Origin of the sequence: Faecalibacterium sp. I3-3-33 (genome assembly GCF_023347295.1) — a bacterium.
In the GTDB taxonomy this organism is placed as follows: Bacteria; Bacillota; Clostridia; order Oscillospirales; family Ruminococcaceae; genus Faecalibacterium.
Map to the genome: position 1 here is coordinate 432,859 of NZ_CP094469.1, position 26,240 is coordinate 459,098.

Genomic DNA, 26,240 nt, shown 5'->3' on the forward strand with positions numbered 1-26,240 from the left:
TTCAGTGCTAAAGCATTAAGTGCTATGAGAAAGCTCCCGGAAGTGCACTTGGCTCTCCCTTTGGGAGAGCTGTCACTGCAGGTGACTGAGAGGGCGCACGCCGTTAGCCCTGTCGCTAAAGCATTAGGTACAATGAGAAAGCTTGCCGCCACCGCAAAAAGCTCCCCCTTCGGGGAAGCTGGCATCGCGCAGCGATGACTGAGAGGGTTGGCGTCCCCTTGGGGGAGCTGGCGAACGAAGTGAGCCTGAGGGGGTATAACAAAAACTCCCGCCCTGCGGGGTGCAGAGCGGGAGAGGAGAGTTTTTTTGAAATTATTCCGCAAACAGCGGGGTGGACAGGTAACGGTCGCCGGTATCGGGCAGCAGAACAACGATGTTCTTACCGGCGTTCTCCGGGCGCTTTGCCAGCTGGATGGCAGCCCAGACGGCAGCACCGGAGGAGATGCCCACCAGCACGCCTTCCTTGTGACCGATCAGACGACCGGTGGCAAAGGCATCGTCGTTCTCCACGGCGATGATCTCGTCATAGACGGTAGTGTCCAGCACGTCCGGCACAAAGCCTGCGCCGATGCCCTGGATCTTGTGTGCACCGGCAGTGCCCTTGCTCAGCACAGGGGAGGAAGCGGGCTCCACAGCCACCACCTTGACATCGGGGTTCTTGCTCTTGAGGTACTTGCCAACGCCGGTCACGGTGCCGCCGGTGCCAACGCCTGCCACAAAGATATCGACCTTACCATCGGTATCCTCCCAGATCTCGGGGCCGGTGGTCTCGATGTGTGCCTGCGGGTTGGCGGGGTTCACGAACTGGCCGGGGATGAAGGAATTGGGAATCTCCTTTGCCAGCTCATCGGCCTTGGCAATGGCACCCTTCATGCCCTTGGCACCCTCGCTCAGCACCAGCTCGGCACCGTAGGCCTTCATCAGCTGGCGGCGCTCCACGCTCATGGTCTCGGGCATTACGATGATGATGCGATAGCCCTTGGCAGCTGCCACAGCAGCCAGACCGATGCCGGTGTTGCCGGAGGTGGGCTCAATGATGACGGAGCCTTCCTTCAGCAGACCCTTGGCCTCGGCGTCATCGATCATCTTTTTGGCAATGCGGTCCTTCACAGAACCGGCGGGGTTGAAGTACTCCAGCTTGGCGATAACGTGGGCGGGCAGCTGCTCTTCCTTCTCAATATGGCTGAGCTCCAGCAGCGGGGTGTGACCGATCAACTGATCTGCGGCGGTATAGATCTTGCTCATAATACTTGTCCCTCTTTCTGATATCGTTACGGGGTGCATAGCCCTGTCTTGTGCCGGTGTGCCCGGCTGCGATTCCCTCTAAACCTTTAAACCAACATTGTTTGTGGGTTTGATGGCATTATAGCCCTGTTTTCTCTGCTTGTCAAGGGGTTTTTGAAAAAATGTGGGATTGAAAAGTGATTTACCCTGTTGTATAATGGGTTATAATAAAATTTAACCGGAAGGAAGTACGGATCATGATCGTTTCGACCAAAGGACGCTATGCGCTGCGGGTGATGATCGACCTCGCGGAGCATCAGTCTGAAAAATATGTTCCCTTAAAGGAAGTTGCCGCCCGGCAGGAGATTTCGGAAAAGTATCTGGAGAACATCCTCAAGGTGCTGGTGCAGAACGGATTTCTGGAGGGGCTGCGCGGCAAGGGCGGCGGCTACCGGCTGACCCGCAGCCCGGATCAGTACACGGTAAGCGAGATCCTGATGCTCACCGAGGGCAGTCTTGCCCCGGTAAGCTGCCTGACCCCCGGCGCTTCTGCCTGCGCCCGGATGGCCAACTGCCGCACCTACGAGATGTGGAAGGGACTCAACGACCTGATCTCGGACTACTTCGGCAAGATCACACTGGCAGACCTTGCCCTGCCGGATCAGGCCGGCAACGATTATGTGATCTGAACTTTGCGCACCGGAACTGCACCGGTGCGTTTTTTATAGGAAGAACACTTGCAACCTTTTCGTTAAAATGATAAACTGTAAATGGAAGGTGATACGATGATTTTTGAACCGTATATCGAATTGAAAGACGGAGATAAAATATCGGTCATCATTCGGATGATGCAGCGATCAGATGCAGAAAGAACGAAGAAAAAACCTGTCTGGCAGACAGACTGGACGAGCGAGTATATTGAGACGTCCCTTTATGAAAAATATGCAGTGGAAACGGCAGACGGAGAACTGATTGCACTGGGAATGTATGAGGTGTTGGAAAGAGCTCTCGTTGTCCGGGTAGTTTATATGGAAAGCCAGCCGGAGAGCAATCCGACATTGGCAGGTGCAAAACGTAAGTACAGTGGAATTGGAAAACTGATGATCGCTTACGGCATAAAGCTGTCAATAGATCATGGTTTTGGCGGAGATGTGATACTGGAAGCAAAAACGGATGCGCTGGCCGCCCATTATCAGGATGACTTTGGCGGGATAGAACTGCCTGCTTTTGATGGCGGCGCACCGCGATTTTTGATACAGGGTGAAGCGGCAAAGCACATTTTTTTCAGTTATTTGAAATGAGGGATTGAGCATGAAAGAAAACCTGTGCAGTGCTTATATGAAGGATGCGGGGAACGATAAGCAATATTATGAAATCTTTTTTGAGATGTGCCGCAAGTTCCGTATCGACTGGGCAACGGCAGACGAAAAGGAAAAAGCGTTTATTACAGAAGTAACACGGGTGACCTACGAGCGCGAACGCGCTGCGCAGGAGGGCGTTTCACCTGAGAAGGTGCGTCCGGCGTTTTCGGCTTAATGAAAATATGATTTGCTTGCGCACCGGAATTGCACCGGTGCGTTTTTTTGTACAGTTCTGCGCAAAAGGTGTAGAACTTCTTGGCAAGATTCACGGTTGATGGAGCGGGCAGTCCGCGGTATACTGTTACCTTGTGTGAAGCAGAAAATTCCGGGCAAAAGCCCGTTGTCTGTACGTTTATAAGACCAGAAAGGGGAGTTCTGACACGAAGTATATTTTTCAGTTCGGGCGCATTCTCGCGTTCTGTTTTCTGGGCGAGGTGCTGCACGCGGTGCTGCCGCTGCCGGTGCCTGCCAGCGTGTACGGTCTGGTGCTGCTGCTGGCAGCCATGATCACCGGTGTTGTAAAGCTGGAGCAGGTCAAGGAGACCGGCACCTACCTGACCGGTATTTTTCCGCTACTGTTCGTGCCCGCCGCTGCGGGCATCATGGAGCTGTGGGCAGAGATGGGGCAGCTGCTGCTGCCCATCCTGATCGCCATTCTGCCGGTGACGGTGCTGGTGATGGCGGCCGCAGGCCGCACCACGCAGGCGCTGACCGCCCGCAGCAAAAAGGAGGCTGAACATGACGGAACTGCTGAATGATTTTCTGACCGGCTCGGCGGCATGGGGCGTGCTGCTTACGCTGGCAGCCTTTGGGCTGGGTGTGCTCATCAACCGGGTGACCGGCAAGGCCATCTTTAACCCGCTGCTGCTGGGCAGTATTTTCGTCATCGTTTTTCTGTCGGTGTGCAATATCCCCTATGGGGACTACAAGACCAGCGCAACACCGGTAAGCTATCTGCTGCTGCCCGCCACGGTGGCGCTGGCCATCCCACTGTATGAAAAGCTGGATCTGCTCAAAAAGAACGCGCCCGCCATCATCGCGGGCATTTCGGTGGGCACGCTGGTCAGTCTGGGCAGCGCCTTTGCGCTGGCGCTGGCAATGGACCTGACCAAGGAGCAGTACGCTACTCTGCTGCCGAAGTCGGTGACTACTGCCATCAGCATGGACGTGGCCGCAGAGCTGGGCGGCATTGCCGCCCTGACCGGTGCCATCGTCATCGTCACCGGCATCGTGGGCGCACTGCTGGCCGAGACCGTGTGCAAGGTGTTCCACATCACCGACCCCATCGCCAAGGGCGTGGGTCTTGGCACGGCAGCCCATGCCGTGGGTACCAGCAAGGCGCTGCAGATGGGCGAGGTGGAAGGTGCCATGAGCGGCCTTTCCATTGCCGTAGCCGGTGTGCTGACCGCCGTGCTCTGCCCGGTGTTCGTGGGCTTTGTCCACTAAAACCGAGTGCAAATCTAAAGATACAGAAACACCCCCGGCAACCGCAACGGCTGCCGGGGGTGTTTCTCTGTGGGGGGAAAACAAAAAAGAGGTGAAAAGAAGAATGGTTAGTAAATATCAGTTTTATGCGGCCTTTGCCGGGGCAAAGACCACGGCCTTCTTCTGCCGCGCCTGCATGGAGCGGACGATGCAGCTCAGGGATGATGTTGCGGTGGGCCTGCGGCAGAATGATGTACAGCAGTACCTCTGCAGTCAGCTAGCAGCGGCGGGGGACAGTGCTCACTTTTTGAAAAAAGAGAACAGCCCCTTCTTTTCATACGGTGCACTGTGGATGGTGCCCACATGGTATCCGGTGGCTTCGATGGCGGCGCGGAGCGCGTTTTCGTCCAGCGGTTCCTTGGAAAGGATCACGGTCTTGCCCTTGGCATGAGAGGACGAGACCTTCTCCACAGGGAACGCATTGCGCACGGCGTCATTGATATGGGCTTCGCACATGGAACACGCCATGCCGTCTACTTCTACGGTCGTCTGGATCATTTTTATACCTTCTTTCAGGAATATCTTATAAATAACAGTTTGAACTAACTAACTTTTCACTCCGGGAAAAGCCGCTGCCCACATCATACGCCATACAGCCGCAGCTGTCAAGCACCTTGTTTATTTTTTCCGGTAGTCCCGGGGGGTCATACCAAAATGCGCCTTGAACGCCCGGTTAAAATAGGAGAGGTTCTCAAACCCGCACCGGGAGGCGATGGTCAGCACGGTCTCGTCCGTGGTTTGCAGCGCCTCGGCGGCGGTGTTCAGCCGGTACTCGTTCAGAAAGGCGATAAAGCTCTGCCCGGTCATCTGCCGGAACCAGCGCATAAAATGGCTGGCGCTGAAGGAGCAGACTCCGGCGGCATCGGCCACCCGGAGCGGCTCGGCATAATGCGCCGAAAGCCATTGCAGCACCGCTTTCAGCCGCTGGGTGTCGGCAGTTTCGGTGGGGAGACACTGCCTGCCCTGCGCAATGAGCAGGGCAAGAAAGCGCAGCAGCGCCCCTTTTACCAGCAGCTCGTAGCCGGGGCGCTTGGCGCGGTTGGCATCCTCCAGCTCCCGCAGGCAGGCGGCGGCTTGCAGATAGCACAAATCGTTCGGGGTCAGCCGCACCGGCAGCAAAAGCCGCCCGCTTTGCAGCGGCAGCAGATATTTCTCGGCGCAAAGGTCCTCTGCGCCGCCCAGCAGCTCCGGCTCAAAGATGATGTTTTCGTATTCCATGCGCTGCCCCTCTGCCTGCCGCAGTGCGTGGAGCGTGCCCGGGGCAAAAATAAAGATATCCCCCCGGTAGGCCGGGTAGGTCACAGCGCCCACCTGTACCAGCCCCATGCCCTGCTTGACAAAGACCAGCTCCATGCTCTCGTGCCAGTGCAGTGCTACCTGCTGAAAATCCCCCGGAATGGTGCAGGGGTACAAATTGAACGGAAAGCGCACGGCACCGTGCTGTTTAGTCTCCTGCAAAGAAGCCTGATTTTGCATCGTCTCACCCCCTGATGATAGGATTGTACCACAGTTTGCACTCTTTAGGCAAGATTTTGAACGTTCTATGTGGTATATCTTGAAGTACAGATGTCAAACCTGTTTTCCGTAAGGTGTACCTGAAAACAAAGAAATAGACTGAATTTTCTACTTTTCAGATACACCCTAGCAAAGGAGGATGCTTTTATGAGCTTTACCGAAACGTTACAGAGTATCACCGGCAAGCTGCTGGCAGACTGCACCGACCAGGAGCTGTATCTGGCACTGCTGGAACTTGTGCGGCAGAAGAGCGCCGACCGCGTGCAGCCGGTCACCGGGCGCAAGCTGTACTATATCAGCGCCGAATTTCTCATTGGCAAGCTGCTGTCCAACAACCTCATCAATCTGGGGCTGTACGATGAAGCCCGGTCTGCGCTGGCTGCTGCGGGAAAGCGCCTTTCCGATATTGAAGAGGTAGAGCCGGAGCCTTCTCTGGGCAACGGCGGCCTGGGCCGTCTGGCTGCCTGCTTCCTCGATTCACTGGCAACACTGAACCTGCCCGGTGACGGCGTGGGTCTGCGGTACCACTTCGGCCTGTTCCATCAGTCCTTTGAGGACGGTGTGCAGAACGAAAAGCCCGACCCGTGGCTGACTGCCCACAGCTGGGCGGAAAAGACCGACACCACCTACCCGGTGGAGCTGGCCGGCAAGGAGTACACCGCCCGGCTGTACAAGCTGGCGGTCACCGGCTACGAGGGACGCACCAACACCCTGAACCTGTTCGACCTTGATACCATTGACGAGAGCATCGTCCATGACGGTATTGCCTTCGACAAGACCGCGATTGATAAGAACCTGACCCTCTTCCTCTACCCGGACGATTCCGACGAGGCAGGCCGCCGTCTGCGGGTGTACCAGCAGTACCTGATGGTTTCTGCCGGTGCACAGCTCATTCTGGCTGAGTGCGCCGCCCGGGGCTGCAACTTCCATGATCTGGCGGACTACGCCGCTATCCAGATCAACGACACCCACCCCAGCATGGTCATCCCGGAGTTGATCCGTTTGCTGGGCGAGCGCGGCATCGAATTTGAAGAGGCCGTGGAGATCGTCACCAAGACCTGCGCCTACACCAACCACACCATTCTGGCCGAAGCACTGGAAAAGTGGCCCCGCGCCTATCTGGATGCCGTGGTGCCGCAGCTGATGCCCATCATTGAAAAGCTGGATGCGCTGGCACGCACCCGCACCGAGGACGAGAGCCTTGCCATCATCGACAAGGACGACCGGGTGCACATGGCACACATGGACATCCACTTCACCCACTCCACCAACGGCGTGGCGGCACTGCACACCGAAATTTTGAAAAATTCCGAGCTGCACGGCTTCTACGAGCTGTACCCGGAAAAGTTCAACAACAAGACCAACGGCATCACCTTCCGCCGCTGGCTGCTGGAATGTGACCCGCGCCTGACCGCTACGCTGGAAAAGCACATCGGCTCCGGTTTCTGCAAGGACGCCGCCGAACTGGAAAAGCTGCTGGCCTTTGCCGACGACGAAACGGTGCTGAACGAGTTGACCGCCGTGAAAAAGGCCAACAAGGAAGCGCTGGCCGACTGGCTGCTGCACACCCAGAAGGTGCGCGTGAACACCGATGCAGTGTTCGATATCCAGTCCAAGCGTCTGCATGAGTATAAGCGCCAGCAGCTCAACCTGCTGTACCTCATCCACCAGTACTACGAGATCAAGGCAGGACACCTGCCCGCTGCTCCGCTGGTGAGCATCTTCGGTGCCAAAGCCGCTCCCGCCTATACCATTGCAAAAGACATCATCCATGCGCTGCTGACCCTCTCCAAGGTCATCGCCGCAGACCCGGAGGTGTCCAAGTGGCTGCAGGTGGTGTTCGTGGAGAATTACAACGTCACCGCCGCCGAAAAGCTGATCCCGGCCTGCGACCTGTCCGAGCAGATCAGCCTTGCCTCCAAGGAGGCCTCCGGCACCGGCAACATGAAGTTTATGCTGAACGGCGCGCTGACGCTGGGCACCATGGATGGTGCCAACGTGGAGATCAGCCAGCAGGTGGGGGAAGAGAACATCTATATCTTCGGCCAGACCTCCGATCAGGTCATCCACCGCTACGCCGTGGGCGATTACGACCCCGCCCAGTGGGTGGAGGGCGATGCCAACATCCGCCGCGCCATCAGCTTCCTGACCGGGCCGGAGATGCTGGCCGCCGGTCATGCCGAAAACCTGACCCGCCTGCATGACGAGCTGATCCACAAGGACTGGTTCCAGACCCTGCCGGACTTCAACGCCTACATTGTGCGCAAAGGGCAGGCGCTCAGCGATTACGCCTGCGACCCCATGGGCTGGCGGCGCAAGTGCCTTGTGAACATTGCCAAGGCGGGCATGTTCTCCTCTGACCGCACCATTGCCGAGTACGACCGCGACATCTGGCATCTGGGCAAGTAAGCGTTCCTTAAACCGCGTTTCTCCTTTATTTTCTCATAGGCTGCTGCACAAAGCTGTGCGGCAGCTTTTTTCTTTCCGCACCAACAAGAAACGCCGCTGCACAGCTGTGCAGCGGCGTTTGATTCAGTTGATGAAAACCGGAACGGAAGCGGGATCAGTCCTTGCTCTCCGCTTCTTCCTCTTCTTCGTCCTCGTCATCCTCGTCCGTATCGTGCGGCTTGTAGAAGATGCCGCTCAGGAAGATGCTGACAAAGTACAGCAGCACCATGGGGAGTGCCACCATGCACTGGGACACGATGTCCGGCGGGGTGACCACGGCAGCGATGAAGAAGATGACCACGATGGCTACGCCGCGCACCTGCTTGAGGATCTGCGGGTTGATGATGCCCATCTTGGAAAGGATGATGGTGATCAGCGGCATCTCAAATACACAGCCAAAGATGATGAACATGGTCAGGCAGAGGTTGACGTAGCTCTCAATACTGGTCGTGGTCTGGATGTACTCTGCACCTTCGATGCCGGTGCTGAGGAACCGCAGCATGAACGGCATCATGAGCTTATAGGCAAACAGCACGCCCACGCAGAACAAAATCAGACCCAGCAGCATGACCAGCTTGAAAAAGGTGCTCTCGCTCTTTTTCAGGCCCGGCTTTGCAAAGGCGTAGATGTTGTAAAAGGCCACAGGCACCGTTACCACCACACCGGCCAGAATGGACACCCGGAAATACTGCATCAGTTTTTCCTGCGGGGCAATGGACACGAACTGGTAATAGTCGCGGCCCATGGCGGTAAGCAGATCGATCAGACGGTCTGCATACGCCAGCGAGACCACCACGCCCACCACAAACACCACCGCGCAGATGATGAGCCGGTTCCGCAGTTCTTTCAGATGGCCGGTCAGCGTCATGCTGCCGTCCTCTGCCATGACTTCGGCTTTCTTTTTGCGCTTTTTGTTTGTAGCCACAATTACTCCTCGTCTTCGTCCTTCTTATCAGCCTTCTTCACGGTCTCCTCGGACTGCTCGGCGTCCTCGTCCTCCATGCCCTTCTTGAAGCCATTGATGGTCTTGCCGAACATCTTGCCCAGCTTCGGCAGGTTCTTGGGTCCAAAGATCAGCAGAACGACAACCAGAATGATCAGCAGCTCATTAGTACCAATACGCATAATAAAGTTCTCCTTTTTCTTGCCGCGCCGCGTGGCGGGCGTATTACAAAATGTATCTGGCAACCGCGGGCGCGGGTGCATCCATCAATAAGTAGGGGCGCTTACACCTTTGCTTCTTCAGCGGGTGCAGCTTCAGCAGCCTCCTCGGCTGCGGCAGGGGCTTCCTGCACGGGCTCAGCCACCGGCTCGGCAGCAGGCTGTGCAGCCTCGGCAGCGGGCTGCTCCGGCTTTTCAGCAGGGGCTTCCGCCGTTTCGGCAACCTCAGTGGGGGCGGTCTCCACCGTTTCAGCCGGGGTCTCGGCGGGCTGCTCGGGCAGCTCCTCCACGGTATCCTCGGTCAGGTCGGTGACCTCCTCGGTCTCAGCCTGCTTCTTGGCGGCTTCCTCTTTGCTGGTCTTGCCAATGCCGGTAAAGCTCTTGGTCACGTCCCGCATGCTGCTGTCGATATCCTTTTTGATATCGGTCAGGGGGGCAACAGCCTCTTTCAGGGGTGCCTGGATCTCGTTCAGCGGCTCCACCACATTCTTCTGGATCTCTTCAGAAGCAGCGCCGGTGTATTTCTTCAGCTCGCGGAGCATCTTGCCGATCTTCTTTGCGTAGACAGGCAGCTGGTCCGGGCCGATGAACACAAACGCCACAATGACGATGACGATAAGTTCCCAAAAACCAATTTTCATAAGTAACGTTTCCTTTCCTGTACCAAGGGCATTTCCAAGACCGCCGCACACCACAGCGGTCTGCGCCTTTTTGCCCTTTTTGGCGGGGGTTCGGCGCACTGCGCGCCTTTGTTGCCCTATGTATACCGAAAAGTGGTGTACTGAATGTTAACTTATTATTAACATTCTATGAACAAGCGCCAATTTAGCCCATTTTATTTAACAAAACGAATTTTCATTGCTCGTTATTACAGTATGGATAGGATACAACAGCGCTCTCAGGTCTGCACGCCCTCAAACTGGCTGTTGTAGAGCTTGGCGTAGAAGCCGCCCTGTGCCAGCAGCTGGTCATGGTTGCCCTGCTCCACGATGTGGCCGTCCTTCATCACAAGGATAACATCTGCTTCCCGGATGGTGGAAAGACGGTGCGCCACGATAAAGCTGGTGCGCCCCTGCATCATGCGGGCAAAAGCCTTCTGGATGCGCACCTCAGTGCGGGTATCAATGGAGGAGGTGGCTTCGTCCAGAATCAGCATGGGCGGCAGGCAGAGCATCACGCGGGCGATGCAGAGCAGCTGCTTTTGTCCCTGACTGATGTTGCCGCCGTCCTCTGCAATAATGGTGTCGTAGCCATCGGGCAGACGGCGGATAAAGCTGTGGGCATGGGCAGCCTTGGCGGCGGCGATCACCTCGTCCATGGTGGCGTCCGGCTTGCCGTAGGCGATGTTCTCCCGCACCGTACCGGCACGCAGCCATGTGTCCTGCAGCACCATGCCGTAGCTGCCGCGCAGGGAAGCGCGGGTCACATCCCGGATATCGGTGCCGGACACCTTGATGCTGCCGCTGTTCACATCATAGAACCGCATCAGCAGGTTGATCAGGGTGGTCTTGCCGCAGCCGGTAGGGCCTACGATGGCAATGCGCTGGCCGGGCTGCACGTCCAGCGAGAGCCCCTCGATGAGCGGGCGGTCGGGCAGATAGCGGAAGGAAACATCCTGTAACTGCACATGGCCGTCCGGCTGCAACACAGCGGCGTTTTCGGCCTCCGGCATCTGATCTTCGGCGTCCAGCAGTTCAAACACCCGGGCGGCGCAGGCCAGTGCGTTCTGTAACTCGGTGACAACGCCCGAGATCTCGTTGAAGGGTTTCGTATACTGGTTGGCGTAGCTCAGAAAAACGCTCAGCTGGCCGATGGTGATGCCGCCGCGCACGGCGTACAGCGCACCCACAAGACCCACGCCTGCGTACACGATGTTGTTCACAAAGCGGGTGGCGGGGTTGGTCAGGCTGGAGAAAAAGATGGCCTTCAGGCTCACCTCCTGTAATTGTCCGTTCACCGCGTCAAAGGCGGCAAGGCTTTCGGCTTCATGGCCAAAGGCCTGCACCACCTTCTGGCCTTCGATCATCTCGTTGACCAGCGCGGTCTGTTTGCCGCGGACGGTGCTCTGGCTCTGGAAGTAGCCGTAACTGCGCTTTGCCAGAAAGCCCGCCACCACAAGGCTCAGCGGGGTGATGCACACCACCACCAGCGTGATGGGCACGTTCTCCCGCAGCATGAACAGCAGGGTGCCAAAGATGGTCAGAATGCCGGAGAACAGCTGGGTAAAGCCCATCAATAGACCGTCCGCAAAGGTGTCCACATCTGCCACCATGCGGCTGACGATATCGCCGGAGGGGTGACTGTCCAGATAGGACAGCGGCAGGGTCTGAATTTTGCGCAGCGCCTCGTTGCGCAGGTCGCGGCTGACCGAGAAGGTAATGCGGTTGTTGCACACGCTCAAAAGCCACTGCGCAAGGGCAGCCACACCGGCTACCACAAGAATGCTTGCCGCAATGCGCAGCACCCCGGCAAGGTCTACATTGCCCCTGCCCAGCATCTTATCAATGGCGTCACCGCACAGGATGGGGATATACAGCTGAGCGGCTACGCTGACTGCCGCCACCAGCAGGCTGCACACCACAAAGGCGCTGTACGGACGTATCTTGTGCAGCACCCGGTTCAGGGTGGCCTTGCGCTGCTGCGGGGTCAGCTTGTTTTTTGCTTTTGCACTCATGCTTCTGCCTCCCCTTTCTTGAACTGGCTCTCGTAGATCTCCTCGTACACCGGGCAGCTGCTGCGCAGTGCGCTGTGGGTGCCGATGCCCACCAGATGACCATCATCCAGCACCAAGATCTGGTCGGCGTGCTGCAAGCTGGCGGCGCGCTGGCTGACGATGAACACGGTCAGTGCCCCGGGCAGCGCCGCCAGTGCCTTGCGCAGGGCGGCGTCAGTGGCGTAGTCCAGTGCGCTGGCGCTGTCGTCCAAAATCAAAATGTCCGGCTTGCCCACCAGTGCACGGGCGATGGTGAGCCGCTGCTTCTGTCCGCCGGAAAGGTTGCGTCCGCCCTGCTCTACCGGCTCGTCCAGCCCAAGGGGCTTTGCACGCACAAAGTCTGCGGCCTGTGCCGTTTCCAGCGCTGCCCACAGGTCGGCATCGGTGGCGTCCTTGTTGCCCCACAAAAGGTTGGAGCGGATGGTGCCGCCGAAGAGCTGCGCCTTCTGCATGACCACCGCCACCCTGCCGCGCAAAGCGTCCCGGGGGTAGCTTTGCACCAGGCGGCCAAAGATCTCCACGCTGCCCTCGGTGGCATCGTAAAAGCGCGGGATGAGGTTCACAAGGCTGGATTTACCGCTGCCGGTGCCGCCGATGACGCCGATGGTCTGGCCCTTTTTGGCGGTAAAGCTGATATCGGTCAGGCTGGGTGCGCCTGCCCCGGCGTAGGTCAGACCTACATGGTCAAAGCGCACGGCATCGCCGGTCTTGTCCTCAGCCACTTCGCCCAGCAGCTCGGCCGGGAAGGTCATGCCGGGTTTTGTATCCAGCACCGCCTGCACACGGCCTGCACAGGCCAGCGCCTTGCTGATCTGCACGATGAGGTTCGCCAGCTTTACCAGTTCCACAAGGATCTGGTTCATGTAGTTTACCAGCGCAATGACATCACCGGAGGCCATGCCGCCCACGTTGATCTCGATGCTGCCTACATACAGCAGCGCCACGATGGCAAGGTTGATGAGCACATAGGTCAGCGGGTTCATCAGCGCTGAAAGATGGCCGACGTGCAGCTGCATCCCGGTCAGCAGGGCGTTGGCGTCCTCAAAGCGGTCGATCTCGCTCTGCTCCTTATCAAAGGCGCGCACCACGCGCACGCCGGTCAGGTTCTCGCGGGTCAGGCCCAGCACCCGATCCAGCCGGGTCTGCACCGTCTTGTACAGCGGCCGGGTGATCACCATCACGCCGAACACCACCACGCTGAGCAGCGGGATGGTGACTACAAAGATCATTGCCGCCCGGGCGTTGACCGTAAAGGCCATGACCATAGCGCCCAGAACCACAAAGGGGCTGCGCAGAAACAGGCGCAAAAACAGGTTAAGCCCGCTTTGCACCTGATTGACATCGCTGGTCATGCGGGTAATGAGGGTGCTGGTGCCCAGCGTATCCATCTCTGAAAAGCTCAGGCTCTGGATATGGGCAAACAGAGCATGCCGCAGCGCGGTGGAGTAGCCCACCGCCGCCTTGGCGGAAAAATACTGTGCGGTCAGGCTGCAGGTAAGGCCGATGAAAGCCAGCAGCAGCAAAAGGCCGCACCGCACCAGAATATAATGCAGGTCATGTGCTGCAATGCCCACATTGACGATATCCGCCATGACCAGCGGCACAAACAGGTCAAAGGTGGCTTCCAGCATCTTAAAGAGCGGTGCAAGCACGCTTTCGCGCTTGTAGCCCTTCAGGTAGCCAAGCATCCGGTTCAAAAAAATTCCTCCTTCGGGGTCAAAATACACCTTATTATAACGCGATGTATACTGAAAATCCAGTGCCGCAGCTGTGTTTTGCATTGTACAAGCTGCCAAATCCTGTTATACTATGGTATATCTGAAAAGTCGAAAATTTAGTCTATTTCTACAAACACAGCTGGATTTTGCGTTAAACAGCCTTGAAATCCACAAAGGATTCCTGCGGCTGTTTGCCTTAAATCCCGCTTGTGCTTGCGAAATATTCGTCATTTTCTTTGTTTTCAGATACACCTTAGGGCTGAGATTGATAGGGAAGTATGGTGAAAACAATGGCAAGACGAACAGACGGCGGGGTACGCTTCCGCCCGGTGGGCAGCCGCCGCAGCCGCACCGCACCGGTGTACAGCCCGCGCGGCACCGGCTGCCCGGCCATCGAGCAGGCAGTGCAGGGGCTGTACAAGGGGCAGAACGAGGAAAGCTTCTGGTCTTTGATGAGCGCTTTGAACTATGCGCTGGAGTTGGAGACCCATGTACTGGTGCCGCTGCAGACGGCGCTTTCGGCGCAGGGCGCGCCCGCCCCGTGGATGGAGCACCCCATCCCGGCAGAAAAGGCCGATGGCCTTGCCTTGTGGACGCTGCGCAACGATAAGGGGCGCTGCTGGCTGCCGCTGTTTACCTCGGTGGCAGCTGCCGGTGCAGACCGCAGCACCGGCAGCCGCCCCATGGCTGACCGCACCTTAGAACAAGCCATGCAGCTGGCGCTGGACACCCCGGGCATCGACGGCGTGGTGCTGGACCCGTGGAGCAATTCCGCCTCGCTGGACGGTGCACTGCTCAACGGTCTGCTGCACGCAGGCCACACCCCGGAGGGTCCCGGCGCAGAGGAGGCCGAAGCCGGTAAGGAGGCCGCCCGCGCCGGACACTGGGCGGCAGCGGCAGAGTGCTACCAGAAAGCCGCCGAGCAGGGAAATTCTGCCGGGCTATCGCTGCTGGGCGAGTGCTTGTATCAGGGGCGTGGCGTGCCCAAAAGCGCTGCGCAGGCGCGCAAGCTGTGGAAAGCTGCTGCCGAAAGCGGAGAACCCATCGCCCTTTTGAACCTTGGCGACGACTGCGCCGCCCGGGGTGACAACGGCAAGGCGCTGTTGTGGTACCGCCGGGCGCGGCAGAACGCGGCAGCGGTGCCGGATATCGAGTACACGCCCCGGGTCTGTCTGCGGCTGGCGCAGTACGAGACCCGCTACACCTCCCGCAAAAAGGCGCTGGCGCAGGCGGCAGAAGCAAAGCAGGCCTTTACCATTTTGCAGCGGGAGCACGAGCCGGACGCCGACCGCTGGTTACAGGAAGCGGAACAGCTGCTCTACGAGCTGACCCACGAGCCGCCCGCGGCTCCGGCGGCATATAACATAGAATCTTTACAATTGGACTAAAAAATGGTCACAGCCGTCCGGTAAGATAGACTGGAGAAAAATCAGCCCGCAGACACGGCGGACAAGAAACAGAGGAAACAGTATGAGCAAAGTGATCGGCATTGATCTGGGTACGACCAATTCCTGTGTGGCAGTGGTGGAGGGCGGCAAGCCCGTGGTCATCACCAATGCAGAGGGCGAGCGCACCACCCCCAGCGTGGTGGCCTTTACCAAGGACGGCGAGCGTCTGGTGGGCGGCGCGGCAAAGCGCCAGATCGCCACGAATTCCGGGCGCACGATCTCCAGCATCAAGCGGTACATGGGTTCGGACTACCGGGCGCATATTGACGGCAAGGACCTTGCCCCGCAGGAGATCAGCGCTATGATCCTTGCCAAGATCCGCCGGGACGCCGAAAGCTATCTGGGCGAGCCCGTCACCGAGGCCGTCATCACCGTGCCCGCCTACTTTGACGACAGCCAGCGCAAAGCCACACAGGATGCAGGCCGCATTGCGGGGCTGAACGTGCTGCGCATCATCAACGAGCCTACCGCCGCCGCTGTGGCCTACGGCTTGGACAACGAAGCTGCGCAGAAGATCTTGGTCTACGACCTTGGCGGCGGCACCTTTGACGTGTCCATCATCGAGATCGAGGACGGCACCTTTACGGTGCTTGCCACCGGCGGCGACACCCATCTGGGCGGCGATGACTTTGACCAGCGCATCGTGGAGTACGCTGTGGCAGAGTTCAAAAAGTCTGACCGCATCGACCTGACCCGCGACCCCGCCGCCATGGGACGGCTGAAGGAGGAAGCGGAAAAAGCCAAGAAGGAGCTTTCCAGTGCGCCCTCTGCCCAGCTGAACCTGCCCTTTATCACGGTGGGCAAGGACGGGCCGCATCACTTGGATATCGCTTTGTCCCGCCCGCAGTTCGAGATGATGACCGGCGATCTGCTGTCCCGCACCGTGACCCCGGTGCAGAATGCCTTGCGGGATGCGGGCATCTCTGCCAGCCAGCTGGGCAAGGTGCTGCTGGTGGGCGGCAGCACCCGGATGCCCGCCGTGGAGCGGCAGGTGCGGGAGCTGCTGGGCAAGGAACCCAGCCACAGCCTGAACCCGGACGAATGCGTCGCCATGGGCGCAGCGGTGCAGGGTGCACTGCTGCAGGGCGGCGGCAAGCTGGCGGGTGCCACCGGCGCGGCAGCGCAGGGACTGGTGCTGATGGATGTGACCCCGCTGACTTTGTCCATCGAGACGCTGGGCGGGGTCGCCACCCCGCTGATCACCCGCAACAGCATGATTCCCACCCGCAAGAGCCAGATCTTTACCACCGCCCGTCCCATGCAGACCAGCGTGGAGATCAACGTTTTGCAGGGCGAGCGCCACTTTGCGCGGGACAACAAGTCTTTGGGCAAGTTCAAGCTGAACGGCATCCGGGCAAGCTTTTCGTCCAAGCCCCAGATCGAGGTCACCTTTGATATCGACGTGAACGGCGTGGTGAAGGTATCTGCCAAGGACCTTGCCACCGGGCGGGAGCAGAACATCACCATCACCGGCAGCACCAACCTTTCCGAAAACGAGATCCAGCGCGCCATGGCAGACGCCGCCGCCTACGAGGCCGAGGACAGCCGCCGCAAGGAGCGCTTGGAGCTGCACAATCAGGCCGAGGTGCTGGCGTACAAGGTAGATGAAGCACTTTCCAAGTGCAAAAAGGAGCTGGACAAGGACGAAAAGTCCCGCGTGAAGGCCGACCTTGCCAACCTGCGCCACTGCCTGCGCAAGGATAAGCCCGAAAAGATGAACGAGACCGAGGAAGCCGCCCTGCGGCAGGCTAAGAGCCAGCTGGAAGCCTCGGCCAACCACCTGATGCTGTTGTACTCTGCCGAGCAGACCCCCGGCGATGGAACGGACAGCACGCTGTAATATAATAAGGTTTGTGGGCTGCTGCACCCGCCCGGCGCAGCAGCCTTTTTTGCAAAAACAGAAAGGAACGATCATGAAGGAACTGCAATATCCGGTGCGCCCCGGGCGCTACCGCCACTTTAAAGGCAACGAATATCAGGTGCTGGGCGTAGCACGCCACAGCGAGACCGAGGAGGAAATGGTGGTGTACCGCGCCCTGTACGGCGAGGGCGGGCTGTGGGTACGCCCCGCCGCCATGTGGCTGGAGACCGTGACCCGGGATGGCGTTACCCAGCCCCGCTTTACCTATATCGGAGAGTGAGGTCCCGGCTTGAATCCCGTTATTGACCCTAGGATTATTTTGCGGTAAAATGTGAGTATGATACCAAACAACAAAGGAGGTTTTCGTATGAAGGCCAAACGATGGATCTCGCTCCTGCTCGCGGTCAGCATGATGCTTGGTGTGTTGGCAATGCCCGCCTCGGCGGCAGCGCAGCAGCCGGAAAGCACCGCTGTTGTCAGCGAGGAACTGCCCGATGCCGCAGCGCTGAGCGCGGCAGAGGATGAAAATGATATCGTCAGCATCCGCATCCGGGCGACCGGCAACCTTGTCTATGGTTCCGATTATAAGCTGGAGGTGGAGACCCGGCCCGAAAACACCCAGTATATCGCTGTGGTGCTGGGCACCAGCGGCGAAGCCTACGGCTATGTGACCCTGATGATCTCGGATAAGCTGCGCACCCTGCTCAAGCTGATCCCTCTGCCCAAAAAGATGTCCCAGACCCCGGATCAGACCGAGGAATTCAACGTATACAGCTACCTCAAGCAGCTGATCGACGGCAACGATGTCAGCGTACTGCTGCGGGTCGCGGACGAGGTAGTGTCGGTGCTGGACACCGTAAGCTTCTTTATCCCGGCCAGCTATCTGACCACCGTGAAGAACGTTTCCAACGGTATGAAGCTTGCGCTGAGCCTGATCCGCAAGTATCTGCCCGAGGGCGCGCTGAGCCGCATCTATCTGGACGAGCAGCCCAAGGACAGCGGCAAGTACTTTGCCAGTGCCATTGCGCTGGAAAGCAGCGATATCAACGCCGCCGGCTTTGCCATGTTCAAGATCAAGCCCAAGACCGAAAACGTCAGCCTGAGCTGGGCAGCGGATGCCCCGTCCAGCATGACCGTCTCCCAGCTGCAAAACGCCGACCTGACCGCCAAGGTCATTTCGGACGGACAGGTGGCTGAAAACGGCAAGGTAAGCTACACCTATAAGAAAAAGACCTTCCTGTGGTTCAGCAGCAAAATGAGCAGTGTGCCCACCGAGCCCGGTACCTACACCCAGACCGCCAAGGCAGGGGGCAACTACTCCTGCGGCAGCATCAGCCGCACCATTACGGTGACCGCTGACCCCCAGCCCGCAGCCGAGCAGCCCGCCGAACAAGCGGCAGAGCAGCCCGCAGCATAAATCAGCGGAAAACTATTTTTGAATAGGACGCTCCCGGAAAGTCCGCAGACTTTCCGGGAGCGTTTTTTCACAACAGAGGCTGCTTTTTATTTTCTATAAAAGGGGCTGCTTTAAAAGGGGCTGCTTTACTCTTGCAAATCGACGCGCAATACGCTATTATAAAAATAAAAGAACCCCTTGCGGTAAAAAAGGGGAAAAGAAGGAGCAGCTTATCTATGGAAGAGAAAAAAAGCGGCATCAAAAAGTTCTTTGAAGAATTCAAAGCGTTTGCCATGCGCGGCAACGTGCTGGACATGGCCGTGGGCGTTGTCATCGGCGGTGCCTTCACTGCCATTGTCACCGCGCTGGTGGAGGACATCATCAACCCGCTGATCGGCCTGTTCTTCAAGGCGGATTTTTCCGATGTGGTCATTGGTCTGGGCGGCTCCAGCATCAAGATCGGCGAGTTCGTCAACTCCATCATCAACTTCCTCATCGTTGCCTTTGTGCTGTTCATTGTGATCAAGTTCGTCAACTCCCTGCACAGAAAGCCCGAAGAGCCCGCCGCACCGGAGGAGCCCACCACCAAGGTGTGCCCCTACTGCCAGAGTGAGATCTCTATCAAGGCTGTGCGCTGCCCCCACTGCACCTCCAAGCTGGAGGGCTTTCCCGAAATGAAGGCCTGAAGCTTTCAGCATTGACAATTGGCGCAGATGCGCTATAATAGGAGTAGAAAAGGCGCTGGTCGGCAAACGGCTACCCGTTACCGGCGATCGCTTGTTCCTAAGAGTAAAGAAAGCAAGTGACCGTTCGCTTGGGGAAGCAGAAGGCGGTTACTTGCTTTTCTTGTTGTCATCGTTCGATTTGTCATGAGAAATCTTCCACGCGATGTCAAATGTAGTGTTTACTACATCAACAATCAACGCTGCCACTGTCGCCAACAAAGTCAGCAACAGCATCACTTCCGACAAGGTCATGCAACTCCCCCCTTCCTCGTAATGCTACAAGTAAGGGGATGACTTCAAAATAAGCCTGCCCCTCGGCATTCCGTTCATTCCATGGGTCTCCGTGGAACAAACTCCTGTCGGTAAGAGCAGCCGCCTGCGTTTTCGACACAGCACCTTTTCACCGCCTTACGGCGGTAAATCCATTGTAACACATTTTTCGCCGCATTACAACAAAACCCTCCCTGCCGGGCGCAGTCTTTGCGCTTGCGGCAGGGAGGGTTTTGCACATTTTGCGGTTTGGTTGTGGAAAAGTGGAGTGGGAAGGGAAACGGAAAATCAGGAACGCTTACTGGACCTTGGTCAGCTCAGCCAGCTTGTGGTAGATCTCGTGGATGGAGGTGGTGGTGGAAGCGGAATCCGGGCAAAGCGGGTAAAATCTGCCGGTAACGCCCGCCACAGGGCCACTTTTTGCACCGAACCGCCCCGCAAGGGTTGCAAGCAGGGGGCTTTTCATTGTACAATAGAAAGAGCAAGCTGAGATATACTTCTATAATGAGAGGATCTTTTAAATATGTCTGATATCAAAGTGCTGGCGTTGGATCTGGATGGCACCCTGACCAACGACCAGAAACTCGTCACCCCGCGCACCCGCGCCGCGCTGGACGCCGCCATTGAAAAAGGCGTCACCATCGTGCTGGCGTCCGGCCGGCCCACCGCCGGCATCCAGCCGCTGGCTGAGGAGCTGGGGTTGGACAAAAAGGGCGGCTGCATCCTGTCCTACAACGGCGGCAAGATCGTGGATTGCCGCACCGGCGAAACGTTGGTGGAAAAGACGCTGGACCCCGCCCTTGTGCCCGAGCTGTGCGCCTTTGCCGCCGCGCAGGATATTGCCATCCTGACCTATAACCGCGAAGGCATCGTCTGCGAGCGAGACAAGGACGAGTGGGCCAACAAGGAGTGCTTTACCACCAAGCTGCCCATGATCCATGTGGACGATCTGGCGTCCTATGTGAACTACCCTGTGTGCAAGATGCTTATCACGCTGGACCCCGCCCGCCGGGACGCAGTGTGCGCCGCCGGACAGCAGCAGTTTGCGGGCCGCGCCGACCTGTACCCCTCCAGCCCCTTCTTTATTGAAGCGGTGCCGCTGGGCGTAGCCAAGGACGGTAGTCTGGCAGAGCTTCTGCGCCGCATGGGGCTGACCCGCGAGAACCTGATGGCCTGCGGCGACGGTCTGAACGACCGCTCCATGATCGCCTACGCCGGGGTGGGCGTCGCCATGCAGAACGCCGAGCAGCCGGTGAAGGACTGCGCTGACTATGTGACCACCGCCGACAACAACCACGACGGCGTGGCCGAGGCCGTGGAGAAGTTTATTTTACGAGAGGACTAACAAAGCAATGCCGCGTAACTTGGTTTTATTTGATCTGGAATGGAACATCGGCTACCAGCCGTATACCTTTAACTACCATGGGGTGCAGCAGACCCTGCGGGGCGAGATCGTGGAGATCGGCGCTGTAAAGATCGACGAGGATGCCAATGTGCTGGATACCTTTTCCATCCATCTGCGCCCCCGCATCTTCCGCAAATTGCAGCACCATATCGCCAAGGTGACCGGCCTGACGCAGGCAGATCTGGACAAGGGCGAGCCCATCGTGCAGGGACTGCGCCGCTTTATGCAGTGGTGCGGCCCGGATGCCGAGTTTGCCGAGTGGGGTCTGGACGATGTGCCGGTGCTCAAGCAGAACTTGTTCCTGTGCAATCTGGACGAGTCCAAACCCACCGTCTGGTACGATCTGCAGCAGGTCTTTCTGCGGGAGCATCCCCGCAAGGAGGGCGAGGGCATGACGCTGGAAAGTGTAGTTACCCGCATGGGCATCCCCATGGAGCGCCCCTTCCACGATGCACTTTCCGACACCCTGTACACCGCCGACGTCTGCCGTCTGCTGGATCTGCGCGCCGGGCTTGCCGCCTACCCCACCGAGGACGAGGCGCTGCGCCAGAGCCTGTGCCAGAACCCCGGCGATTACCGGGACTTTACGGTGTTCCACGGCTATGTGGAGCAGTACGCATGGCGGGCTGACCCCAAGATCAGCCAGATGCCCTGCCCGGAGTGCGGCACCACCCTGCAGCCGGACGAGATTTGGCTGAAAAAGGGCAGCAACAGCTGGTATACCCTGTGTCAGTGCCCCAGTTGCACCGGCAGCGGCAACGCTGCCGGACAGGGCGTGTTCCAGCGGTACAAGCTGTCCCGCCGGGACGGCCTGCACTGGAGCTTTGCCCGCTGCGCCCAGATGCCGGACGCCGAAAGCCTTGCCCGCTGGGAAAAGCTGCGCACCGCCCAGCTGGAGCGGATGCGCGCCAAGGCTGAAAAGCAGGCTGCGGAAAAATAAAGGCAGGAAAATCCCCTTCCGTTTCGTAGTATAGATAACAGAGCACAGAACGTGTCGAAAAATGCACACTCTGTTCACGGCTCTGTCATAGAGAATGGATATACTAAGCATGATACAGCCTGCCCGGGAACGTCCCGGCACCGGCTGCACAGAAAGGGATCGGACACAGGATGCAAACCACACTGATGGGCTGGATACACCAGCTTGGAACACTGGAATACTGGGAAGCGCTGCTGGCGGGCTTTGAGGGGCTTGGCCCCCTTGTGCCCATTCTGCTGGCGATGGTGGAGTCCTTTTTTCCGCCGCTGCCGCTAATCGCCATTGTAGCGCTGAACGTGGCCGCGCACGGCGGCCTGCTGGGCTTTTTGTACAGCTGGGCAGGCGTAGCGCTGGGCGGCACCATCATGTTTTTATTCTGGCGGCGGCTCATCAAGCGCTTTTTCTGGAAGGTAGCCAGCCGCTCCCCCAAGCTGGAAAAGGCCCAGCAGTGGGTGAACCGCTTCGACACCTCGTCCCTGTTCATGCTGTCGCTGCTGCCCTTCACTCCCACCTCCTTTATGCATTTCGCCTTCGGGATGTCGGACTTTGACGAAAAGCGCTACCTGCGCACCGTTCTTTTAGGCAAAGGCTTGATGGTAGCCATGATGGCCGTCTTTGGGCAGTCGCTGGTCAGCTCCCTGAAAAACCCGGTCTACCTTGTGCTCTCGGTCTTGTTGTGGGGCGGGATGTACTGGGGAAGCAAAAAATTCTGCCGCAAGCATCATCTGGAATAAAAGAATAACATCCGGGACAGCGGAGCACCTGCGGGCGCTCTGCTGTCTTTTTTTTTTGCAAAAAAATGCCATGGCGGACAGCCCGCAGACTGCCCGCCATGGTGTAGGTCGTATTATTTTGCTTCCGGTTCCTGCACAAGGGGTTCTGCCGGCGGCGGGGTGAGGGTGGAATGCTCCACCACAAAGGCCGCAGCCTTTGCCCGGGCAAGGCGCTGACGCACCTTGCGGGTGTCGTTCGCCGGGAAGGTGCGCTCCCCGTCCAGCTTCTCGTTCCAGTTGGCAAGGGCGGCGTTCACCTCGGCCTCGGTGGGCAGCAAGCCCTCCCGCTCTGCCACCAGCAAAAGCCCCAGCCAGCTGCGCAGCTTGCGCTCTGCCTGCCGGTGCAGCCACTGCCGGAACTGCTCCACCGTCTGTCCGCGCACGGCTAAGAACTGGTCAAAGTTGACCCCGTTGGCCTGCAAGCCCAGATTGAACTGCCGCTGCTCGGCAAAGTAGTTGCCCGCTTCCAGCCGTTTGGGCACCGGGCCGGTCACCTCGTCGCCCAGCTGCCAGACCAGCTCCTTCTCGGCACGGTCTTTGGCCTGTGCGCAGCGCTTTGCGTAGAGTTCCCGGGTCACCCGGTCGCGCAGCGCGGCCTTGCCTGCGGCATCGGCGGCGCGCTCTTCATCGCCGTAGTTGCGGTTGATCTCCAGTTCAATGGTCAACCGGCGCAGCGGGTGCGGCTCGATGGCCTGCACAAAGCCGGTATCCCGTCCCAGCTCCAGCGGTGGCAGGGTGTAGAACTGCGCTCCTGCCCGGAAGCCCTCGGCCTTATTGACCGCCAGTAGCTCAAAATCCGGGTCGGTCACCGGTACAAGCTTCTGCTCCTGCACCAGCTGCCGGTAAAGAGGGTCAAAGCCCTCCAGAATGGTGCGGTTCACCGCTGCCGTCAGCAGTTCTTCCTCGTCCTGCGGAGCATCCGGGGCGGCCTGCTCCTTTGCAAGCGCAGCGGCCAGCTCCTCCGCGCCTGCTGTGAATACCAACCGGCAGTCACCCGGCTCTGCCATGCCGAAATGTTCCAGTTTCATGCGGTGTCCCTCCTTCTCAGCGGTTCATGATGCCGACCATCAGCACCAGCAGCGCCACGCCGATGCCGACGTACAGCAGCTCGGCACCCAGCACGGACTTGTCGCCCTCCACGAACATCTTCTCCGGGGCATCGGGGTCGTAGTACAGGGTGACCACGCTGCCCTCGGCAAAGGGCTTGCCCTTGGCGGGCTTGGGGTACTGCAGCCGGTGGCTGCCGCCTGCGGTGGTAAACTCCAGCACATAGGCAGCGCCGTCCCGGCTCTGCACCGTACCGCTTACCGTGGCCTGCACGCAGGCGCCCTTGGTGCGCAGCAGCTGCCGTGCCCGCACGCTGCGCAGCGCCATGTAAAACATGATCAGTGCGCCCACCAGAAAAATAATCACATTCAGCATCGTTTTCCCTCGTTTTTCCGTAATCGCCGGGCGGTGCCCGGACGTATAGACAATACCACATAATTCTAAGTGCCGATACGGCGCGCGAGGTGCGGCAGATGCTAAGCCAAAAGCGCAGATAATACTTTGTGTATGATCGAGCATTTTGGCAGCGCAGATACCGTGCCGCACACCGAGCCGCAGCGAGGCGCTTCGGAGCGCAACCGCCGCTTGCGGCGGCTCTTGGCGCGGAGATCCGCCGGAACGGTGCTTAAGCCGTCAGGCGGGAATCGTGCGGTGTTGCCTATCGTTTATTGTACCATAATCTGCCCTAAAAAGCGCCCCACAGTCGCTATCCAGAGTGCACCAACTTTGCTGCAAAAATTTGTCGAATAATTTTGAAATTAAGCCTTGACATTTCTCTTGTATCTGGTATAATAACTATCGTTCCCGGCGCTGCGGTGCAGGAACACAACAGAATATGCGGATATGGCGGAATTGGCAGACGCGTTAGATTCAGGTTCTAATCGGGGCAACTCGGTGGAGGTTCAAGTCCTCTTATCCGCACCATGACGAATGTTCTTACAGCATTTAGCTGTCAAAGAACATTCGTCATTTTTTATTTGCTAAATAGCGACATCACAGGGGGCGTAGTTCACAACTACGCCTTTTCTTGTATTTACCGACACATCGGGTGTCGGCAAAGGAAGTGCGCTTGGAATCTCGATGGTGCCCACGCAGTTGTAGTGAATGCGGAGCCGCTGCTCCCATACACCGTTGACCTTTTCTGCATTGAACACTTCGATTTTTTCCACCAGTTCATTCAGCATCCGGGGTGTCAGCTTTTTTGCTCTGGTGTACTTGCGAACCAGACTGATAAACATATCCGTTGTCATAGTTCGGCTGCTCTGCTTTTCGATTTCGGAGCGGAGCTGTTTGATTTTCTCGGTCAGCTCCTTTTGCTCGTCCTCATATCTCCGGGACATTCTGGAAAAGCGTTCATCAGAGATCTTGCCGGAAACATTGTCCTCATAGATGCGCTCAAAGAGGCCGTCCAGTTCTTCATCACGGGCAAGGAGTGCTTTCAACTCTTTCTCTTTCAGCTTGCGGTCGGTTTCGTCCGCTTGCTGGGAGTGCCCAATAACAGCTTTCAGGAAGTCGTCCTCATAGAGGCTGGCAAACTTGGTCAGCCGCCGAATCTCCCCCAACACCACTTCTTCCAGAAAGTCTACCCGGATGTAGTGGGTGGATTGGCAGGTGCCACGGTTGCCCTTGTAGTTGGAGCAGTTGAAATACTTGATTTCCGGGTTGCCCTGATTGAAGTGAAAATGCAGATTGCAGCCGCAGTCTGCGCAGACAAGCAAGCCAGAGAACATATTGTGTTCTCCGTTGTTGGTACGGCGTTTGCGCATTTTTCCGCGCTTCTGCTGTACCTGCTCAAACACGGCACGTTCAATAATTGGCTCGTGAATATTTTGGAACACAACCCAATTTTCCGGGTCGTTATGAATCCGCTTTTTGTTCTTGTAGGACTTGGAGTAGGTTTTGAAGTTCAGAATATCCCCGCAATACTCCTGCTGATACAGAAGATGGGTAATCGTGGAGCCATTCCACTTGGTAGCGGGCCGTATCTTGCTCCTTCCGGGACGGCCGATGCCTTTCTGAATCCAGTAGGCCTGCGGCGTCAGGATGCCTTCCTTTTCAAACTGGGTGGCAATCTGTTCCGTGCCAAAGCCCTCCAACGTCATATCAAAAATGCGCCGGACAACTTGTGCAGCTTCTTCATCAATGACCCAATGCTTGGGATTGTTCGGGTCCTTGATATACCCATAGGGAGGAAGTCCCATCGGTTCGCCGGAGTTGCCTTTGATTTTATTACTGATACGGCGTTTCTTGCTGATGTCGCGGGCATACCACTCATTGAACAGGTTTCGGATGGGTGCCAGTTCATTTTCTCCCTCGGCCGTGTCGATGTTGTCCGAAACGGCAACAAGTCGGATGTCATGGTCCGGGAAAAATTCTTCTGTCAGCCGTCCGACCTCAATATAGTTTCGGCCCAGACGGGAAAGGTCTTTGACGAACACAGCAGAGGCTTTTCCTTGTTCAAGTTGCTGCATCATTTCAACGAAACCGGGACGGTTCATGGTCACGCCGGAAATGCCATCATCCAGAAAGTGAACCAGATTGGTATAGCCTTTTTCCTTTGCAACTTTGGTGAGCAGTTTCTTTTGGTTGACGATGCTGTAACTCTCGCCCTCCAAATTATCATCACGGGAAAGACGCTCATAGAGAAAAGCGGTTGCTTCACGGGATTTCTTGTTACTCGACTGTTTCATACTCGCTCCTTTCTTGGGACA

The 26,240-nt window shown here is 57.8% G+C and carries 27 protein-coding genes and 1 tRNA gene; 15 read left to right on the top strand and 13 right to left on the bottom strand.

Annotated elements, in window-relative coordinates; all coding sequences use genetic code 11:
- Positions 1–312: 312 nt before the first annotated feature.
- Positions 313–1,245, bottom strand: a complete 933-nt coding sequence (gene cysK / locus MTP39_RS02035; protein ID WP_005922795.1) for a cysteine synthase A — start codon at positions 1,243–1,245, stop codon at positions 313–315.
- 236 nt (positions 1,246–1,481) lie between these two features.
- Here cysK and MTP39_RS02040 point away from each other — a divergent pair, with 236 nt between their 5' ends.
- The 5 genes from MTP39_RS02040 to MTP39_RS02060 all read left to right on the top strand — a co-directional run bounded on the left by MTP39_RS02040 (position 1,482) and on the right by MTP39_RS02060 (position 4,031).
- On the top strand, positions 1,482–1,913 hold the full coding sequence (locus MTP39_RS02040) for an RrF2 family transcriptional regulator (protein WP_005922796.1): 432 nt from the start codon (positions 1,482–1,484) through the stop codon (positions 1,911–1,913).
- An 81-nt stretch (positions 1,914–1,994) separates the two neighbouring features.
- Complete coding sequence (locus MTP39_RS02045; RefSeq protein WP_249241241.1) at positions 1,995–2,525, top strand: hypothetical protein; 531 nt, start codon at positions 1,995–1,997, stop codon at positions 2,523–2,525.
- Between the two features lie 10 nt (positions 2,526–2,535).
- Complete coding sequence (locus MTP39_RS02050; RefSeq protein WP_249241242.1) at positions 2,536–2,760, top strand: hypothetical protein; 225 nt, start codon at positions 2,536–2,538, stop codon at positions 2,758–2,760.
- A gap of 250 nt (positions 2,761–3,010) precedes the next feature.
- Positions 3,011–3,343 (top strand): CidA/LrgA family protein, encoded by a 333-nt coding sequence (locus MTP39_RS02055; RefSeq protein ID WP_256468840.1) that lies wholly within the window; start codon positions 3,011–3,013, stop codon positions 3,341–3,343.
- Positions 3,324–4,031 (top strand): LrgB family protein, encoded by a 708-nt coding sequence (locus MTP39_RS02060; RefSeq protein ID WP_249241244.1) that lies wholly within the window; start codon positions 3,324–3,326, stop codon positions 4,029–4,031. The genes MTP39_RS02055 and MTP39_RS02060 overlap by 20 nt, the downstream gene beginning before the upstream one ends.
- A gap of 279 nt (positions 4,032–4,310) precedes the next feature.
- Here the strand turns inward: MTP39_RS02060 and MTP39_RS02065 are convergent, their stop codons facing one another.
- Positions 4,311–4,568: a heavy-metal-associated domain-containing protein gene (locus MTP39_RS02065; RefSeq protein WP_249241245.1), complete on the bottom strand. Its 258-nt coding sequence runs from the start codon at positions 4,566–4,568 to the stop codon at positions 4,311–4,313.
- A 120-nt stretch (positions 4,569–4,688) separates the two neighbouring features.
- A complete protein-coding gene (locus MTP39_RS02070; protein WP_249241246.1) occupies positions 4,689–5,546 on the bottom strand; it encodes an AraC family transcriptional regulator in 858 nt (285 codons plus the stop codon).
- A 186-nt stretch (positions 5,547–5,732) separates the two neighbouring features.
- Between MTP39_RS02070 and MTP39_RS02075 the strand changes: the two genes are divergently transcribed.
- Positions 5,733–7,994, top strand: a complete 2,262-nt coding sequence (locus MTP39_RS02075; protein ID WP_249241247.1) for a glycogen/starch/alpha-glucan phosphorylase — start codon at positions 5,733–5,735, stop codon at positions 7,992–7,994.
- Between the two features lie 154 nt (positions 7,995–8,148).
- Here MTP39_RS02075 and tatC read toward each other — a convergent pair whose 3' ends face one another.
- The 5 genes from tatC to MTP39_RS02100 all read right to left on the bottom strand — a co-directional run bounded on the left by tatC (position 8,149) and on the right by MTP39_RS02100 (position 13,604).
- A complete protein-coding gene (gene tatC / locus MTP39_RS02080) occupies positions 8,149–8,958 on the bottom strand; it encodes a twin-arginine translocase subunit TatC (protein WP_249241248.1) in 810 nt (269 codons plus the stop codon).
- Positions 8,959–8,960: 2 nt separating this feature from the next.
- The gene (gene tatA, locus MTP39_RS02085; protein WP_015537270.1) at positions 8,961–9,158 is read right to left on the bottom strand and encodes a twin-arginine translocase TatA/TatE family subunit; all 198 of its coding nucleotides are present in this window, start codon (positions 9,156–9,158) and stop codon (positions 8,961–8,963) included.
- Between the two features lie 101 nt (positions 9,159–9,259).
- A complete protein-coding gene (locus MTP39_RS02090; RefSeq protein WP_249241249.1) occupies positions 9,260–9,835 on the bottom strand; it encodes a twin-arginine translocase TatA/TatE family subunit in 576 nt (191 codons plus the stop codon).
- Between the two features lie 257 nt (positions 9,836–10,092).
- A complete protein-coding gene (locus tag MTP39_RS02095) occupies positions 10,093–11,868 on the bottom strand; it encodes an ABC transporter ATP-binding protein (protein ID WP_249241250.1) in 1,776 nt (591 codons plus the stop codon).
- On the bottom strand, positions 11,865–13,604 hold the full coding sequence (locus MTP39_RS02100) for an ABC transporter ATP-binding protein (RefSeq protein WP_330221066.1): 1,740 nt from the start codon (positions 13,602–13,604) through the stop codon (positions 11,865–11,867). The genes MTP39_RS02095 and MTP39_RS02100 overlap by 4 nt, the downstream gene beginning before the upstream one ends.
- A 311-nt stretch (positions 13,605–13,915) precedes the next feature.
- Between MTP39_RS02100 and MTP39_RS02105 the strand changes: the two genes are divergently transcribed.
- The 5 genes from MTP39_RS02105 to mscL all read left to right on the top strand — a co-directional run bounded on the left by MTP39_RS02105 (position 13,916) and on the right by mscL (position 19,016).
- Positions 13,916–15,013 carry an SseB family protein gene (locus tag MTP39_RS02105; protein ID WP_249241251.1) on the top strand — a complete coding sequence of 366 codons (1,098 nt, stop codon included), beginning with the start codon at positions 13,916–13,918 and terminating at the stop codon, positions 15,011–15,013.
- A gap of 82 nt (positions 15,014–15,095) precedes the next feature.
- Complete coding sequence (dnaK, locus tag MTP39_RS02110; RefSeq protein WP_249241252.1) at positions 15,096–16,913, top strand: molecular chaperone DnaK; 1,818 nt, start codon at positions 15,096–15,098, stop codon at positions 16,911–16,913.
- Positions 16,914–16,986: 73 nt separating this feature from the next.
- Positions 16,987–17,214, top strand: coding sequence for a DUF1653 domain-containing protein (locus MTP39_RS02115; RefSeq protein ID WP_044960207.1), 228 nt, complete (start codon positions 16,987–16,989; stop codon positions 17,212–17,214).
- Positions 17,215–17,301: 87 nt separating this feature from the next.
- Positions 17,302–18,351, top strand: coding sequence for a hypothetical protein (locus MTP39_RS02120; protein ID WP_249241253.1), 1,050 nt, complete (start codon positions 17,302–17,304; stop codon positions 18,349–18,351).
- A gap of 215 nt (positions 18,352–18,566) precedes the next feature.
- Entirely contained in the window at positions 18,567–19,016 is a 450-nt protein-coding gene (gene mscL / locus MTP39_RS02125) for a large conductance mechanosensitive channel protein MscL (protein WP_249241254.1), read from the top strand.
- A gap of 147 nt (positions 19,017–19,163) precedes the next feature.
- Here the strand turns inward: mscL and MTP39_RS02130 are convergent, their stop codons facing one another.
- Entirely contained in the window at positions 19,164–19,307 is a 144-nt protein-coding gene (locus MTP39_RS02130) for a hypothetical protein (RefSeq protein WP_179859742.1), read from the bottom strand.
- A gap of 316 nt (positions 19,308–19,623) precedes the next feature.
- Entirely contained in the window at positions 19,624–19,791 is a 168-nt protein-coding gene (locus MTP39_RS02135) for a hypothetical protein (protein WP_249241255.1), read from the bottom strand.
- A gap of 57 nt (positions 19,792–19,848) precedes the next feature.
- On the opposite strand from MTP39_RS02135, the gene MTP39_RS02140 reads away from it, so the two are divergent.
- The 3 genes from MTP39_RS02140 to MTP39_RS02150 all read left to right on the top strand — a co-directional run bounded on the left by MTP39_RS02140 (position 19,849) and on the right by MTP39_RS02150 (position 22,443).
- The gene (locus MTP39_RS02140; protein WP_005922828.1) at positions 19,849–20,670 is read left to right on the top strand and encodes a Cof-type HAD-IIB family hydrolase; all 822 of its coding nucleotides are present in this window, start codon (positions 19,849–19,851) and stop codon (positions 20,668–20,670) included.
- Between the two features lie 7 nt (positions 20,671–20,677).
- The gene (locus tag MTP39_RS02145; protein ID WP_249241256.1) at positions 20,678–21,670 is read left to right on the top strand and encodes a 3'-5' exonuclease; all 993 of its coding nucleotides are present in this window, start codon (positions 20,678–20,680) and stop codon (positions 21,668–21,670) included.
- Positions 21,671–21,840: 170 nt separating this feature from the next.
- Positions 21,841–22,443: a TVP38/TMEM64 family protein gene (locus MTP39_RS02150; RefSeq protein WP_249241257.1), complete on the top strand. Its 603-nt coding sequence runs from the start codon at positions 21,841–21,843 to the stop codon at positions 22,441–22,443.
- A 113-nt stretch (positions 22,444–22,556) separates the two neighbouring features.
- Here the strand turns inward: MTP39_RS02150 and MTP39_RS02155 are convergent, their stop codons facing one another.
- Positions 22,557–23,510, bottom strand: a complete 954-nt coding sequence (locus MTP39_RS02155; protein ID WP_249241258.1) for an FKBP-type peptidylprolyl isomerase — start codon at positions 23,508–23,510, stop codon at positions 22,557–22,559.
- A 16-nt stretch (positions 23,511–23,526) separates the two neighbouring features.
- Positions 23,527–23,904 (bottom strand): DUF3592 domain-containing protein, encoded by a 378-nt coding sequence (locus tag MTP39_RS02160; RefSeq protein WP_249241259.1) that lies wholly within the window; start codon positions 23,902–23,904, stop codon positions 23,527–23,529.
- Between the two features lie 462 nt (positions 23,905–24,366).
- Here MTP39_RS02160 and MTP39_RS02165 point away from each other — a divergent pair.
- A tRNA-Leu gene (locus MTP39_RS02165) sits at positions 24,367–24,453 on the top strand.
- Positions 24,454–24,509: 56 nt separating this feature from the next.
- Here MTP39_RS02165 and MTP39_RS02170 read toward each other — a convergent pair.
- Entirely contained in the window at positions 24,510–26,219 is a 1,710-nt protein-coding gene (locus tag MTP39_RS02170; protein WP_249241260.1) for a recombinase family protein, read from the bottom strand.
- Positions 26,220–26,240: the final 21 nt, after the last annotated feature.